This is a genomic window from Acinetobacter brisouii CIP 110357 (assembly GCF_000488275.1).
Taxonomy (GTDB): Bacteria; Pseudomonadota; Gammaproteobacteria; order Pseudomonadales; family Moraxellaceae; genus Acinetobacter; species Acinetobacter brisouii.
In genome coordinates this window covers 869,034-885,167 of the sequence record NZ_KI530762.1, presented here as the reverse complement: position 1 = coordinate 885,167, position 16,134 = coordinate 869,034, and the positions used below count along the sequence as shown (strand labels likewise).

At 41.4% G+C, this 16,134-nt stretch carries 15 protein-coding genes; 9 read left to right on the top strand and 6 right to left on the bottom strand.

The window, feature by feature from the left end:
- Nucleotides 1–8: 8 nt before the first annotated feature.
- Nucleotides 9–2,438 (top strand): endopeptidase La, encoded by a 2,430-nt coding sequence (gene lon, locus P255_RS04100; RefSeq protein ID WP_004903820.1) that lies wholly within the window; start codon nucleotides 9–11, stop codon nucleotides 2,436–2,438.
- Nucleotides 2,439–2,522: 84 nt separating this feature from the next.
- Here the strand turns inward: lon and P255_RS04095 are convergent, their stop codons facing one another.
- On the bottom strand, nucleotides 2,523–2,942 hold the full coding sequence (locus P255_RS04095) for an RcnB family protein (RefSeq protein ID WP_004903819.1): 420 nt from the start codon (nucleotides 2,940–2,942) through the stop codon (nucleotides 2,523–2,525).
- Between the two features lie 300 nt (nucleotides 2,943–3,242).
- A complete protein-coding gene (locus P255_RS04090) occupies nucleotides 3,243–3,614 on the bottom strand; it encodes an RcnB family protein (RefSeq protein ID WP_004903818.1) in 372 nt (123 codons plus the stop codon).
- Between the two features lie 525 nt (nucleotides 3,615–4,139).
- Here P255_RS04090 and rlmH point away from each other — a divergent pair.
- Together rlmH and P255_RS04080 are read left to right on the top strand one after the other, a co-directional pair.
- Nucleotides 4,140–4,619: a 23S rRNA (pseudouridine(1915)-N(3))-methyltransferase RlmH gene (rlmH, locus tag P255_RS04085; protein WP_035365005.1), complete on the top strand. Its 480-nt coding sequence runs from the start codon at nucleotides 4,140–4,142 to the stop codon at nucleotides 4,617–4,619.
- Between the two features lie 35 nt (nucleotides 4,620–4,654).
- Entirely contained in the window at nucleotides 4,655–5,431 is a 777-nt protein-coding gene (locus tag P255_RS04080; protein ID WP_004903815.1) for a dioxygenase family protein, read from the top strand.
- Between the two features lie 115 nt (nucleotides 5,432–5,546).
- Here the strand turns inward: P255_RS04080 and P255_RS04075 are convergent, their stop codons facing one another.
- Nucleotides 5,547–6,377, bottom strand: coding sequence for a DODA-type extradiol aromatic ring-opening family dioxygenase (locus P255_RS04075; RefSeq protein WP_004903813.1), 831 nt, complete (start codon nucleotides 6,375–6,377; stop codon nucleotides 5,547–5,549).
- Between the two features lie 329 nt (nucleotides 6,378–6,706).
- Here P255_RS04075 and P255_RS04070 point away from each other — a divergent pair, with 329 nt between their 5' ends.
- The 3 genes from P255_RS04070 (at nucleotide 6,707) to P255_RS04060 (ending at nucleotide 8,835) form a co-directional block, all read left to right on the top strand.
- Nucleotides 6,707–7,066 (top strand): hypothetical protein, encoded by a 360-nt coding sequence (locus tag P255_RS04070; protein WP_004903811.1) that lies wholly within the window; start codon nucleotides 6,707–6,709, stop codon nucleotides 7,064–7,066.
- Between the two features lie 149 nt (nucleotides 7,067–7,215).
- A complete protein-coding gene (gene trhP / locus P255_RS04065) occupies nucleotides 7,216–8,583 on the top strand; it encodes a prephenate-dependent tRNA uridine(34) hydroxylase TrhP (RefSeq protein ID WP_004903808.1) in 1,368 nt (455 codons plus the stop codon).
- 3 nt (nucleotides 8,584–8,586) lie between these two features.
- Complete coding sequence (locus P255_RS04060; RefSeq protein WP_004903807.1) at nucleotides 8,587–8,835, top strand: YfhL family 4Fe-4S dicluster ferredoxin; 249 nt, start codon at nucleotides 8,587–8,589, stop codon at nucleotides 8,833–8,835.
- A gap of 85 nt (nucleotides 8,836–8,920) precedes the next feature.
- On the opposite strand, the gene ahpF is transcribed toward P255_RS04060, so the two are convergent.
- Nucleotides 8,921–10,486 carry an alkyl hydroperoxide reductase subunit F gene (gene ahpF / locus P255_RS04055; RefSeq protein ID WP_004903806.1) on the bottom strand — a complete coding sequence of 522 codons (1,566 nt, stop codon included), beginning with the start codon at nucleotides 10,484–10,486 and terminating at the stop codon, nucleotides 8,921–8,923.
- Nucleotides 10,487–11,039: 553 nt separating this feature from the next.
- Nucleotides 11,040–12,293 carry a serine hydroxymethyltransferase gene (gene glyA / locus P255_RS04050; protein ID WP_004903805.1) on the bottom strand — a complete coding sequence of 418 codons (1,254 nt, stop codon included), beginning with the start codon at nucleotides 12,291–12,293 and terminating at the stop codon, nucleotides 11,040–11,042.
- A gap of 202 nt (nucleotides 12,294–12,495) precedes the next feature.
- Between glyA and P255_RS04045 the strand changes: the two genes are divergently transcribed.
- Both P255_RS04045 and P255_RS04040 read left to right on the top strand, forming a co-directional pair.
- Nucleotides 12,496–12,942, top strand: coding sequence for a hypothetical protein (locus P255_RS04045; RefSeq protein WP_004903804.1), 447 nt, complete (start codon nucleotides 12,496–12,498; stop codon nucleotides 12,940–12,942).
- 54 nt (nucleotides 12,943–12,996) lie between these two features.
- Nucleotides 12,997–13,686 (top strand): hypothetical protein, encoded by a 690-nt coding sequence (locus tag P255_RS04040; protein WP_004903802.1) that lies wholly within the window; start codon nucleotides 12,997–12,999, stop codon nucleotides 13,684–13,686.
- Here the strand turns inward: P255_RS04040 and P255_RS04035 are convergent.
- The gene (locus tag P255_RS04035; protein ID WP_004903801.1) at nucleotides 13,683–14,666 is read right to left on the bottom strand and encodes an acyltransferase family protein; all 984 of its coding nucleotides are present in this window, start codon (nucleotides 14,664–14,666) and stop codon (nucleotides 13,683–13,685) included. The two genes, P255_RS04040 and P255_RS04035, sit on opposite strands and share 4 nt — an antisense overlap.
- Before the next feature lie 160 nt (nucleotides 14,667–14,826).
- Here P255_RS04035 and P255_RS04030 point away from each other — a divergent pair, with 160 nt between their 5' ends.
- Entirely contained in the window at nucleotides 14,827–15,927 is a 1,101-nt protein-coding gene (locus tag P255_RS04030; RefSeq protein WP_004903799.1) for a diguanylate cyclase, read from the top strand.
- The last annotated feature ends 207 nt before the right edge of the window (nucleotides 15,928–16,134 follow it).

The window sequence follows — 16,134 nt, the reverse complement described above, 5'->3', positions numbered from 1 at the left end:
GAGTGCCCATGACTGAACAAATTTTGAATCTTGAAAGTTCGCAAGAACTGACAATTCCAAACATATTACCATTATTAGCGTTACGTGATGTAGTGGTTTATCCGCACATGCAAATCGCGCTTTTTGTTGGTCGTGAAAAATCAATAAAAGCTGTTGATGTGGCGCGTAGCAGTGACAATTTAGTCTTTGTGGTTGCACAAAAAGATTCTCTCACTGAAGATATTGATCAGGACAACCTGTACCAATACGGAACTGTGGCGAAAATCGTACAAGTTGTGAACCACGAAAACGATGAAAACTGCATCAAAGTACTGATTGAAGGTTTACATCGTGCAAAACTAGAACAGATCATTGATCAAACTGAGTATTTCACAGCTGAACATACACTAAGCCCAATGAGTGTAGCATTAGACCAAGACACTCAGGATGAGCGCTTACAAGAATTGAAAGCATTATTTGCTCAGTATGCTGAAGCAAAATTGCGCAATGCACGCGAGTTAATTACCGCTGCAAATAAGATTGATGATTTGCAACAATTGTTATTCTTCGTCGCAACACGTGTTCCCCTAAATATTGAAGTTAAACAGAATTTCTTGGAACATGATGAATTCGAAGCTCACTTAAAAGAGTTAATGACTTATTTGTTGCAACAGTCTGAAGAACAGCAAATTGAGCAGACACTACATGACAGTGTCAAACGCCAGATGGAAAAAAATCAACGCGAATACTTCCTCAATGAAAAGATGAAAGTCATTCAGCGTGAACTTTCTGACATGAATGGCGGTGCTGAAGATGATGTTGCTGAGCTTGAAAAACGCCTAGCCGAAGCAGATTTGCCTGAGCATGTGCGCAAAAAAGCAGAAGCAGAGTTTCGTAAACTCAAAGCTATGCAACCTGCGTCAAGCGAAGCGGCTGTGGTACGGAACTATCTAGATGTCATTTTAGATACGCCATGGAATAAAGCCAGCAAGGTAAGTATTAACTTGCCAAAAGCACAGGAAATTCTGGATGCAGACCACTATGGTTTGGACGAAGTTAAAGCTCGTATTGTTGAGTATTTGGCGGTTCAATCTCGTGTGAAAAAACTGCGTGGCCCGATTCTGTGCTTAGTTGGTCCTCCAGGGGTAGGTAAAACTTCTCTTGGTGAATCCATTGCCAAAGCGACTGGTCGTGAGTTTGTACGCATGGCTTTGGGCGGTGTACGTGATGAAGCTGAAATTCGTGGTCACCGTCGTACCTATATCGGTGCGATGCCAGGTAAAATCGTGCAATCATTGACTAAAGTCGGCGTGAAGAACCCGCTATTTTTACTCGATGAAATCGATAAAATGGCACAGGACTACCGTGGCGACCCTGCATCAGCATTGCTTGAAGTTCTTGACCCATCACAAAATAGTAAGTTTAACGACCACTATTTAGATTTGGATCTTGACCTGTCTGAAGTCATGTTCATCTGTACAGCCAACAGTATGAATATTCCTGAAGCATTGCTTGACCGTATGGAAGTCATTCGTCTGCCAGGTTATACCGAAGATGAAAAAGTCAATATTGCTTCGCGTTATTTAGTACCAAAAGCAATTAAAGATAATGGCTTACGCAACAAAGAACTCACCGTTCATGAAGAAGCGATTCGTGATATTGTCCGCCGCTATACCCGCGAAGCAGGTGTACGTAGCCTTGAACGAGAAATTTCTAAAATTGCTCGTAAAGTCGTGAAAGAAGCAGTGAGCAAGAAAGCGAAAGGCTTGCATATTGATGTGACTGAGCAGAACTTGCCAGATTACTTAGGTGTGCATAAATTCGATTACGGCATGGCTGAATCTGAAGCGCAAGTTGGTCGTGTGAATGGTCTGGCGTGGACATCTGTCGGTGGTGAATTACTCACAATTGAAGTGGCTGCGGTAAAAGGCAAAGGTAAATTCATTACCACAGGTTCGCTTGGCGATGTGATGAAAGAATCAATTACCACAGCGATGACTGTCGTTCGTACCCGCGCGGATGAACTCGGTATCGAAGCATCACGTTTTGATGAAACCGATATTCACGTGCATTTACCTGAAGGTGCAACACCGAAAGATGGTCCATCGGCAGGTTTGGCGCTGACTACTGCATTGGTATCTGCCTTTACAGGTATTCCAATCCGTGCAGATATCGCGATGACAGGTGAAACTACACTTGCTGGTCGTGCGCTACGAATTGGTGGCTTGAAAGAGAAGTTGTTGGCAGCCCATCGTGGTGGGGTCAAACTGGTCTTCATTCCACAGGACAACGTGCGTGATTTGGCGGAAATTCCTGATAACGTTAAGGAAGGTTTAGAAATCAAAGCCGTCAAAAGCATTGATGAGATCTTGCCATTGGCATTGACTCAACAACCAACACCTTTACCGAAAACACCACTGGTTACAACAGTGACTGAAAACCAAACGGCTCGTCACTAATCCAAAAACCATAAAAAACCACTTCTTCGGAAGTGGTTTTTTATTGTCTAGAATATTCAATTTTTCATCAATCCATTGAATAATTTAATGAAAATGGGGTCCAAGTAAAATTTGAGTAATCACACTTGATGCTACTGCAACCAGTACAAAGTCTCCATCAATCTGCATCCAGCGATGACCATATGGAGGTGGTGGTAAACGTCGTTCATGCCAGTCTATATAATAGCGATCATCCATGTAATCACGTGGAATATATTGCCCTTCATGCCAATAACGTACAGGATGATCTCGATCTCGCCAGTAACGTGGTTGTGGCTCATCCCAATGGCGATAATGATGATGTTCGTAATATTCTGATGGTCGATCATCCCAATGACGATAATGATCATGCCCATAATATTCCGAGGCTCGATCATCATGATCCCACGGATCTGCCAAAGTTAACCCCGATGCAAGACTGGTGCTGAGTGCCAAGGCGACAGCCATCCATTTTGACTTACGCATTTCTTTCTCCTATCATTTTGCATCCAGATACCACTAGAGCAAAATATTGATACTTTCACGCCAACATTTAATCTCATGTACGGCGTTACGCTTTTGGCTACTGTACGGCAATATTTAAGAGAAACCATGTAGATCCATGCAGCTTTGTGCAATGCTTTGTCTCATTTTTCGTGCTTAATTACTGCGATTTTTAACGGTTTAAGCAAATCTTAATTTTTTGATTTTATGAATAATTGCTATAAATCTGCATAAAAAAACTGCTTCAAAGGAAGCAGTTTTTTTGTCAAATACAGCGGTTTTCTAGCGCGATAAAATCGTTCCGGTAATGATACCTGTGGCAATCGCAATCAATAAGTAATCGCCATTCACACGTACCCAACGATGCCCACGTGGCGGGTATGGCAAGTGATGTTCGCGCCAGTCTACATAATCGCCGCGATAACGAGGGGGTAATCGGTCACCACGTGACCAGTGACCGCGATGATCATCCCAGTCTTCATGACGATGTTCCCAACCACGTCCGTCACGGTAATCTCGATGATCTCTATAATCGCCTCGGTGATCGTAACCGTGACGATCTCCATCACGATCATGCCAAGGTTCTGCCATTGCTAGACTACTGGTGGCTACTGTCGAAACCACTAACATAGTGGTTATAATTTTCTTCAACATCGCTATTTACCTCTTTTTCATCATCAAGCCGAAACTTGACTGAAGATACTAAGGATTTACACCGACTTGGTTTTATCATCAAACTTTGAAGATGCATCCTGCTTAAGAAATAAGTTAGTCCGTAAATATAGTTTGATGATGTAGGAAGTCATTTTTTATGTAATAAGTTTTACATAATCTATTTCAGATTAATCTCTTTTTTTAAAAGATTCTCTTTTTTGTGTGGCTTCTGTAATTTTTAAGATAATTTTAAATAGATTCATGATGATTTTGCTAAATCCAAATTCACTCCATAAGCGATTGAATCGCATTTTTACTTCCGTATAAAAGTACAAATAGCCTGAAGATTGATTTTAGAATATTTCAACTCTTGCAAGGTTTCTTGCAAGGCAAGATATAGCACATCTTCTTTCCATTAAATGTAGTTTTCGCCTTCTTGCGAAGCTTTAGCCGCTTCTCAAGACAAACCTTGCTTTGTTTATCTTCGCTCAGGTTATAATTGGTTTTTTCACAAAGATTGTCACGATGAAGATTCGCATTTTAACCATTGGACAGAAAATGCCTGCTTGGGTATTGACTGGTGTAGATGACTATTTAAAACGGATTCAGCCGTTTGTCCAAACCCAATTTGTTGAATTGCCGATGGCAAAACGTGGCAAAAATGACTCCGATGCCGATATCTTGAAATACTGCCAAACCGAAGGTGAAAGTATTTTAGCTGCGCTCAAACCCAATGAAACCCTGATTGCACTTGAAGTCGGTGGTCGGGAACTGAGCACTGAAAAACTGGCAGAGACGATGCAGCAATGGATGCTAGAAGGTCAGGATATTGCTCTGGCGATTGGTGGCCCCGATGGCTTGAGTGATGCTGTGCGTCAGGCAGCCAAATGGCACTGGTCTTTGTCTAAACTGACACTACCACATCCTCTGGTTCGGGTGATGCTGATCGAACAGCTTTACCGTGCTATGAGCATTAATCATAATCATCCGTATCATCGTGCTTAAAGCATGATGCAACAGTTTAAATTCAGGTGAACCTTATGCATCTTCAAACTTTACCTGGGTTATTTATTTCTCATGGTTCTCCCCTGCTGGCACTCGACCCTGAGCAGGTTGGTCCAGCATTGCAGCGTTTAGGCCTAAACCTGCCTCGCCCCCAAGCCATTGTGGTCATGTCTGCCCACTGGGAAAGTCAGGCTCTCGAAGTCAGCAGTGCAGTACGCCCTGAAACCTGGCATGACTTTCGTGGCTTCCCGCCAGCCTTATACCAGCTTCGCTACCCTGCACCCGGACAACCAGAGCTTGCCGAGCAGATTTTACATTTACTGGCAGAAGCAGGCTTACATGCACATGCCAATAGTACTCGTCCGCGTGATCATGGGGTTTGGATGCCTCTATTACATTTATATCCTGAAGCGGATATTCCTGTGGTCGAAATTTCTTTACCGATGAGCTATAGCGCCGAAGAGATTTTTAAGATTGGGCAGACCTTAAAGGAGCTGCGCCAACAACAAATCCTGCTGATTGGCTCAGGCAGTATTACCCATAATCTGGCAGAATTGTCTTGGCATAATGCACAGGCAACAGTGCCTGTTTGGGCATCGGAATTTCGCAATTATGTCGTACAAAAGCTCAACCATCAGAACTACGAAGCTGTTTTAAATTGGCAGACTATTCCCCATATTCAGCAAAATCACCCAAGTCTTGAACATCTTGCACCGCTATTTTTTGCCATGGGTTTGGGGCATCGCTTTACCATTGTGCATAGCAGTTTTTCAATGGGTACATTAGGCATGGACATTTATCGTTTCGATTAATTGACAGATTTTCTAAAATAAAAAACCGAGGTACAAATAGACCTCGGTTTTTTATTGCTTAAGTAAACTTCTGTCTCATATCTACTGGGTTGATAAAAGAAAGAGCATAATTCGGTTACGCCTGTTTCAACTCACCAAAAGCAAAATTGGACACCCATAAACCACCCACAAACCCAGTTTCATGATAGGTTCGCACTCCAGTTTCCTGTTGCGCTGCACCCACACTGACCATTAAAGGCAAGAGGTGTTCTTCACGTGGATGTGCAATACGTGCTGCAGGAGCTTGCTCCCATTGCGTCAATAGCTGATTGCGTGCTGTGCCTTGATGTTCAACGACTGTTGAATACAGCCATTGATCAAAGGCTTTCGAAGGCTCGGCAGCATATGCATTAAACATGCGTAAGTTGTGGTAGCTCAAACCACTGCCAATAATCAGTACATTTTCATCACGTAGCGGTGCTAAAGCCTGCCCCATTTGAATATGCGCTGCAGGGTCCAGCCCCTTTTTCAAGGACAACTGCACCACAGGAATATCTGCGGCAGGGTTAATTACCTGCATTGGTGAAAACATGCCATGATCATAACCGCGAGTTGTGGTTTGCTGTACAGGAATGTCTGCTTGTGTGAGCAATTCGCTAACGCGTTGTGCCAGTTCAGGACAACCTGCCGAACGATAGTGAATATGATAGGTATGCTCAGGAAAACCACCGTAGTCATAGATCATACCTGGCTCAGGAGTCGCCTGTACGGTAAATTCACGTTCTTCCCAGTGCGCTGAAACCATTAAAATGGCTTTGGGTTTTTGCGGCAGACTTGGCAATAATGTGGCTAATGACTGTGCAAGATTGGCATAAATGGTTTCCAGATGGTCTGGCATCCACGGCCAAGGCCCACCACCATGCGAAACAAAAAATACAGGCTGCCGAGTTGGAATTATTGTAGACATGTAAATCACCTAAATTCGAATAACACAATATAGAGTTACTTTACGATTTGCCTAGGGCACAAACAACAAAGAAAATAGGACACTCTTATTAATTCATGCAACGCTGTACAATTTATATTTTTATCGTTGCAATATTGCGGCTTGATGAAGAAAATGTGACAGCATTTCTTAAAATAAGCTTTAATGATAAAAGAATTAACCATTCTCATGTCATAAATTATATTTCCCCATACATCATAGTAACTTAGCTCCATACAATTTACACAACTCTTAGAGATAATGTCAGTGTGAAATCCACCACCTAACGAAAAAACAAGGTTGATCCCGAAATGAAAAAACTTACCGCTGCTTTAATCTTTGGTTTTGCTGCAACTGCATTTACAGGTACTGCAATGGCTGAGCCTGTGCAACAGCATCCTGAAAAGACTGAATCAACAACACATAAAGTTGTACAAAAAACTGAACATGCAGCACATACAGTTGGACATGATACTAAAAAAGTAGCTCACAACGTTGGGCATGAAACCAAACATGTTGCCCGTGAAGTTGGGCATGGAACTAAAAACGTTGCACGTAAAGTAGGACATGAGACCAAACATGTTGTACATAAAGTAGGTCAAGGCACAAAACACGTTGTACACAAAGTCACTCACCACGACAGCAAAAAACCTGCTCCAAAACACGATTAATTCATCTACTCCCAGTAAAACCACACCCTTCGGTGTGGTTTTTTTATGCCTGATTGCTTCATAATTCCGACTAAAATACTGGGTTGAGCGCCACACAGAGAATCACTAAAATATTCCCCTATTTTTTCTAAGCTTTTACTGTGTTTACCATGAAAACAGAACTTCTCTCACCTGCTGGTTCGCTCAAAAACATGCGCTATGCATTTGCCTATGGTGCAGATGCAGTTTATGCCGGTCAACCCCGTTATAGCTTACGTGTACGTAACAATGCCTTTGATCATGACAACTTACAAATCGGCATTAATGAAGCACATGCATTGGGTAAAAAATTCTATGTGGTCGTGAATATTCAGCCACACAACAGCAAACTGAAAAACTTTATTCGCGATCTTGAGCCTGTAGTAGCGATGCAACCCGATGCCCTAATCATGTCTGACCCAGGTCTAATCATGATGGTACGTGAGCATTTTCCACATATGCCGATTCATTTGTCTGTACAAGCCAATGCCATTAACTGGGCGACCGTTAAATTCTGGAAAGACTATGGTTTGACTCGAGTGATTTTATCGCGTGAATTATCAATCGATGAAATTGAAGAAATTCAACAGCATGTTCCAGACATCGAGCTTGAAGTTTTTGTACACGGTGCGTTGTGCATGGCGTATTCAGGACGTTGTTTGCTGTCTGGTTATATGAATAAACGCGATGCCAACCAAGGCGCATGCACCAATGCTTGCCGCTGGGAATATAAAATCCACGAAACACAAGAAGATGCCACTGGCGACGTGATTCCTGTCACTCAAGTTGAAGATAAAAAAACCTGCTGTTCGAGTGAAAATGATCAGCATCAATTTGCTGAACCTGTGCTGATTCAGCGTAATGATGAAGATATGTTTGCTGCTGAAGAAGATGAACATGGCACTTACTTCATGAACTCCAAAGATTTACGCGCCGTGCAGCATGTTGATCGTTTGACACACATGGGCATTGCGTCTTTAAAAATTGAAGGTCGTACCAAGTCATATTTTTACTGTGCACGTACCGCGCAGATTTACCGTAAAGCCATTGATGATGCTTTGGCAGGTCGCCCATTTGACCCAAGCCTGATGACTCAACTCGAAGGGTTGGCAAACCGTGGTTATACCGAAGGTTTCTTGCGTCGCCATGTACATAGCGAATATCAAAACTATGAAGATGGTTCATCACATTTTGATTATCAACAGTTCTGTGGTGAAGTGCTTGAACGCAATGGTGACTATATTCGCATTGAAGTGAAAAACCGCTTCCTTGTCGGCGATTCACTTGAGCTTATGACACCAAAAGGCAACATTACCTTTACTTTAACCGAAATGCGTGACCTGAAAGGCAATCAGATTGACAATGCCAAAGGCTCAGGACATATTGTTGAAATTCCACTGGATGCCAGCATTGATGTTGAGTTTGCCTTGCTGGTTCGCAACTTGCCCGATGCAACTGACAACATTCAGGCAGCATCTTTAGCTTATTCAGCAGGTTAAACAATGGCATTGTTGATTACCAACGAATGTATTAACTGTGATATGTGCCTACCAGAATGCCCAAATACTGCCATTTCTGAAGGCAAAAAAGTCTATGAAATCGACCCTGAGCGTTGTACGGAATGTGTCGGTTTTTATGAAGCTCCGACTTGTATGGCAGTTTGTCCAATCAACTGTATTGAGCCTGACCCTGCCCATATTGAAGATCAAACAGAGTTGATGCAGAAGTTTAAAGCACTGAATATTGTGTAAAAACACAAAAAAATAGCGACAATCTTGTCGCTATTTTTTGACTGATCAAAATCAAATTTGATCGGTTTCAATACTCAATTCAAGCTTACTGACCTGAACGGATAATGTAATCGAATGCAGAGAGTGATGCCTTCGCCCCTTCACCTGTGGCAATGATGATTTGTTTATATGGCACTGTAGTACAGTCACCTGCTGCAAATACCCCTTTCACATTGGTTTCATTGCGATCATTGACCACGATTTCACCACGGTTTGACAATTCAACTGCACTTCCTTTTAAGAAGTCAGTATTTGGTAACAAACCAATTTGTACAAAGATGCCTGCAAGTTCCACTACATGCTCTTCACCTGTCGCGCGATCTTGATATTTCAAACCAGTGACTTGAGAGCCATCACCCAACACTTCTGTAGTTTGTGCACTTTTAATCACCACAGTATTATTCAAGCTGTTCAATTTATCTTGCAAGACTTGGTCTGCACGTAAGGTGTCACCAAACTCAATCAAAGTCACATGCTCAACAATTCCTGCCAAGTCAATTGCAGCTTCGACACCTGAGTTACCACCACCAATCACCGCAACACGTTTACTTTTAAACAAAGGACCATCACAGTGTGGACAGTACGCAACGCCGCGGGTACGGTATTCAGCTTCACCTGGAACATTCATTTCTCTCCAGCGCGCACCTGTCGATAGAATTACAGTTTTAGACTCAAGTTTGGCACCATTTTCCAGTTCAACTGCGACTAAACCATTGCTCGTTTGGTCTGCACCTGTAATATGTTTCACACGCTGCAAATTCATGATGTCGACATTGTACTCACGCACATGTGCTTCCATATCGGCTGCGAATTTTGGTCCTTGTGTTTTTTGAACTGAGGTAAAGTTTTCAATGTCCATGGTGTCCATCACCTGACCACCAAAACGCTCTGCCACAATCCCTGTTTTGATCCCTTTACGCGCAGCATAAATCGCTGAGGTTGCCCCTGCAGGTCCACCACCAATGACTAACACATCAAAAGCATCTTTGGCATTGATCGCTGCAGCATCTTTTTCTGCTGAATTTTGATCTAATTTCGCAACTAACTCCTCAAGAGTCATACGACCTTGACCAATATGCTGTTCATCTTGGAACACCATTGGGACAGCCATGATTTTGCGTTGTTCCACTTCATCTTGGAAAAAACCGCCATCAATCATGGTGGTTGTGGCATTTGGATTATAAATCGCAATCAAGTTCAAGGCTTGAACAACGTCAGGGCAGTTATGGCAGCTTAAAGAAACAAACACATCAAAATTTGCTTTTAAATTTAATCCTTTAATTTGTGCCAATAACTCATCTGAGATTTTTGGTGCATAACCTGAAACTTGTAACAATGCCAAGATCAATGAGGTAAACTCATGCCCCATTGGCAACCCCGCAAAAAATACGCGAGGTTGTTCACCTGCTTTGGCAATACCAAAACTTGGACGGCGCGCATTTTCACCATCAAAACGTGCAGTGACTTGATCTGATAATTCTGCAATTTCAGTCACCAGTTCTTTGACTTGCTGAGCCTTGTCTGAATCATCAAGAGCTGCAACTAACTCAATTGGGCTTTCTAAACGTTCTAAGTATGCTTTCAATTGTGCTTTAATATTTTGATCTAACATCGTATTTCTCCAAATAGGGCGAATTTCTTAACTTGGGTTTATAGTAACGCAAGTCTTTTCATTGTTAAAACAGTATATTTTTATCCATATAATCGGTTTTATAAATTAAATAACTAAAAACTTGTTCTGTACTCAATCACTCAATTGCTTTGAATCATAAGTCTCAATCAACTTTTCCAACCTACAACTCGCAATCAGATAAAGTAACGATAGCCGTAGCTCATATAGCCATATTGAACAATCGACAGATTTACATAAAAACTCAAACTCACTAGCCTTGCCACCGAAAATAGTAATAAAGAGTCACACCATAATTGCGATTGCGGGCGAGTAAGGTGCTAAAAATTTTACCAAAGATCTGAAAGCCTCATCAGGTATCCGCTGCAATTGATAGGGAATATTAAAATGATGCAGCAACACCACAGCAATCAAGAGAAGAACGCTTATCTGTAAATAATAAATATTGTGTTCAATCCAATGTTTATCGTTTTAAGCTTTCTTAAAATAAAAAAGCCTCCAAATTCAGGAGGCTTTTTTCAGTTAGGCAAAACGATTATTTTGCATAAACTGGGAATTTTGCACAAACTTCTGCAACTTTGTCTTTAACAGCAGCGATCACACTTTCGTCACCTTTGCTGTCCAAGATGTCCGCGATCCAGTTTGCAAGATCACGTACTTCTGCTTCACCGAAACCACGAGTCGTTACAGCAGGTGTACCAATACGGATACCTGAAGTCACAAATGGAGAACGTGGATCGTTTGGTACAGAGTTTTTGTTCACAGTAATGTGCGCTGCACCTAACCATGCATCAGCTTCTTTACCAGTCACGTCTTGTTTGATCAATGACAACAAGAACAAGTGGTTGTTTGTGCCACCAGAAACAATGTCATAACCACGAGAAATCAACACTTCAGCCATTGCTTGTGCATTTTTCACAACCTGTTGCTGATAAGCTTTAAACTCGTCAGACATTGCTTCTTTGAAGCAGATTGCTTTTGCTGCAACAGCATGCATCAATGGACCACCTTGGTTACCAGGGAATACAGCTGATTGTAGTTTTTTCTCGATTTCTTCGTTTGCTTTCGCAAGAATCAAACCAGAACGTGGACCACGAAGTGTTTTGTGAGTCGTTGTAGTGGTTACATCCGCGATTTGTACTGGGCTTGGATAAACACCAGCAGCAACCAGACCTGCAACGTGTGCCATGTCAACAAATAGGTAAGCACCTACTTTGTCTGCGATGTCACGGAAACGCTGCCAATCTACGATACGGCTGTATGCAGAGAAACCTGCAACGATCATACGTGGTTTATGTTCTACAGCTAGGCGTTCAACTTCTTCATAATCAATTTCGCCAGTTTCAGTATTTAAACCATACTGAACTGCGTTATAAGTTTTACCAGAGAAGCTAACTTTTGCACCGTGAGTCAAGTGACCACCGTGAGCCAAGCTCATACCCAAAACTGTATCGCCTGGGTTAAGTAATGCTAAATAAACTGCAGAGTTTGCTTGAGAACCAGCATGTGGCTGTACGTTTGCGTAGTCAGCACCAAATAATTCTTTAGCACGGTCAATCGCCATTTGCTCAATGACATCAACATATTCACAACCGCCGTAGTAGCGTTTGCCTGGATAGCCTTCTGCATATTTATTGGTTAACTTACTTCCTTGAGCTTCCATAACCGCTGGAGAACAGTAGTTTTCAGAGGCAATCAACTCAATGTGAGCTTCTTGGCGCTCACCTTCAGAAGCAATTGCTTTTGCTAAATCTGGATCAAATTCAGAAATAGAGATGTTGGCAAACATTAGCGAGGGTCCTATCAATTAGGGCTTTTAAGCCGTGCTAAAATCGAAGCCTATTCTAACACGAAGTTTCAGGTTTTTCGGCATGAAGTTTACTCAGCTTGCAATAAAAATCGCTCAATTTAAGCCTTGATTTTAAATCGCTTGAATTCGGTTGCAGAATTTTAGAACATAACAAACTTTAGATTTTTAAAATAATTTTAAAATGTTGATATTGATTTGTTTTATTATAGGTTTTTGCTTAGGCTATTATATTCGTGGACAAAAACAATCTGCACCACAACAACCAGCCATTCAAAACCAACCTCCTCAGCGCAGTCACGTACAGCGCCTATATTCTAAAAGTCAGCATCGCTCTGACAGTGACCGCATTCGTGATCTCAATCAGCTCTCAACACATCAGGCAGCTTTTTTACGTTTATTGAAACAGACTTTTTTCAATTATGAAGTTTCAATTAAACAGCAGCGCTTTTTTATTCTGGATCAGGACAAAATGCCACTTGCCATTTTTGAATATCGGGATGGTACACAAAGCTTTAAAGCCATGGATTATGAAGATGGTATTCCCGTGTATACCTATAAAGCGCTGATCTCAAGTGAAGCTTTACAGCAAGACCTAGAAATGCTGTTACAGCAACGACCATCACACTAATTTGTAGTTACTCTCAAGCAATGTTACATTGCACAAAAAACTCCTGTGACGGCTATGCATACTATTATTCTTGATACTGAAACCCATACGCTCAACGGCTTACCGATTGAAATTGCTTATGCACCGATTGAAATCCAGCAAGGTAAACTCAGCTTAGATAAAAGCAAGATTTTCGATCAATTGTATTCGGTTGGCGAGCCCATTTCTTATGCGGCTATGGCGGTACATCATATTTTAGAATCAGATATTGCCGATCAGCCAAGCTACACGACTTTTCAGCTCCCTCAGGAAACGACCTATATTATTGGGCACAATATCGATTATGACATACAAGCCATTGCCCGTTGTGGCATCGATGTATCGCATTTAAAACCGATTTGCACGCTAGCACTGGCACGCCAAGTCTGGGCAGATGCAGAAGCACACAACATTTCTGCGCTCATTTACCAAATCAGTCGTGGTAGTGAAAAAGCCCGTGAACTGCTTAAAGGCGCGCACCGTGCCGATGCCGATATTATTTTAACTGCCAATATTTTGATGCATATTATTGCCAGTCTTGGCATCCAAACAGTTGAGGAACTTTATGTTGCTTCTGAAGATGCCCGTATTCCTAAAATGATTACTTTTGGCAAACACAAAGGTACGACGATCAAAGACTTACCATCAGACTATGCCAACTGGCTACTCAAACAAGATGAACTTGACCCTTATTTGCGAACTGCACTTGAAAAATCAGGTTTTTAAATTTCTGTTTTTTTCGGGGTAATCTTGGTAAATAACCATAAAAAACCGTTGGATAACATTTGTATGCTGCGCTGAAAAATGGGCAGCATACAAACCCAGCAAGTCAAAATACTAGCGCAAAATGCAATGAGTAGCTGAATAGGTGGTGTCACGGCAAAATGCCATAAATGACTCAACCACAGCACAATTAACCCATGCCACAAATAAATAGGTAATGATGCCTGCCCAAGCTGAGATAAAAATTTGGGGAGTTTTCCTGCGAGCATCGCCCAAGCAAACACTGCACAGCATGACATGATTAAATATTGACTGCGTATCAGCATGCCCTGTAACGGCGCAATATGCATTTGCGTATAACTTAGACTGCCATATAACCAGTAAGATTTAAGCGGATACAACTGCGTTAACCCTAGTAATCCCACGATGATGATTATCGCAATAAGGTAAGTAAATGGCAAACGGCGTAAAATATCCAGCCACGCCTTACCATAAATATGCCCCAACATAAAAAATGGCAAGAAGTTAAAGATCCGCCCGATCGAGAATAAATAGTTATTGATTGGAGATAAACCGATCAGCAATGCCAACAGCAGACTCAACACAACAGGATATGCTGTTTGTTTCAGCCAATGCGTCAAAATAACCCAAGCCAGCATTGCCCACAGATACCACAACAACCAATATGGCTGCCACAGCCATTTACTACTGAACTGCCCCGTATAATAAGCATCAAGCAGGACATAAAACAGTTGAAACGGAATCATCAACGACAAGAAATATTGCAGTTTTTGGGAAATTTTCTGATCTTTAAACAAATAGCCCGAAATAAACACAAAGGCTGGCATGTGTAGTAGATAAATGTTTTGTAAAAAAATTTTGGCCAGAGCATCTTGCCAGCCTAAAAACCGTTCTAAAAAATGCCCAAAGACCACCAAAAAAATCAGTAATCCTTTATATATATCAATACTCTGATCTCGCATATACTCATCATACACTGACTGGTAAAATTAATAAGCTTTACAAACGTATAGAAAATCAAACAATTATAGGATTTTCTGTTTATAAATTTACTTTTCTTTCGCTATAACCGATTAAAATTTGCTAGATTAATCCAATAATAATCATTCTTAGGCATTGATTATGTCTTATATCATTCCTGATGAAGCCGCATTAAAAGCTCGCAGTCAAAGATTTGTCTGGCGTATTTTTATAATGCGCCAACTCGGTACAAGTCTGTGCTTTGTGGCCATTGCTTCTGTGATGTGGGACATGCATTACCATCTCTTTTATTTCGCTTTGCTGGCAGTCAATGCTTTTGTCTGGCCAACTGTTGCTTGCCTGTTTAGCATGCAGGCCTATGATCCTGTCAAAGCAGAAAACAATTGTTTAATTATCGATAGCGCTCTTGGAGGTGTCTGGATTGCGATTATGGGTATTAGCCCAGTTCCCTCCTTGCTAATTTTTTCGGTACTGGTTGCTGACCGTTATGCTGCTGGTGGTTGGAAACTTTTAAGATGGGCTTTAATCGTCCTCTTTCTTGCTTTTTTTGTGACGTGGAGTTTACTCGGTTATCATATACATCTTGAGTTTAGCCAACGAACAGTATGGCTCAGCCTACCGTTGGCAACTATTTATATGGTGAGTCTAAGTGTCGTCTCCAGACATTTATCTGTGCGTTTGAGCAAGCGCAATCGTGAATTTGAACGCATCGCAATGATGGACCCTCGCTTGCATATCCCCAATCGACGACTGTTTGAACAACGTCTTGCCAGTACTTTTGTTCAAACCCAGCGTGAACAATCTTCCGCCTATTTAATGCTACTGGATGTTGATCATTTTAAACAAATTAATGACAACTACGGGCATGAAATTGGCGATTATATTTTACTTGAAATTTCCAATATATTACGGCAAACCTTACAAACATCGGACACCCCTGCCCGTTTTGGAGGAGATGAACTTGCAATCATTTCGATCAATTATAGAGAAGATGATGTGCTCGAATTGGCTCAACAAATTTTAGAAAAAATCACAGCTTTGCGACTCACCAATCATGACTTATGTCGTGTCAGCATCAGCATCGGGATTGCTTCAGTGAAAGATGCTTACTCAACCGCTGACTGGTTACGTAAAGCAGATCAGGCTTTATATAAAGTCAAAAATTCAGGAAGAAATGGTATTTTCTTGTATCAAAAACCTCAAAATGAGCAACAGACCATTAAAAAATCTTTCATGAAATAATACTGATTACCAAAAGCACTTTAGATATAAATCAAAACCCAAAAACACTATTATCATTTATTTTCAAAATCCTGAGTAAAAACCTTCACCACACTTAATTTAAATGATAAAAACTGTGCTTTTTCACAGTATTTTTCCTCAACCAATGACGTTTAACGTCACGATTACGTTCATCTTGAATAAAAAAATGCCAGTTAATCGATAGAC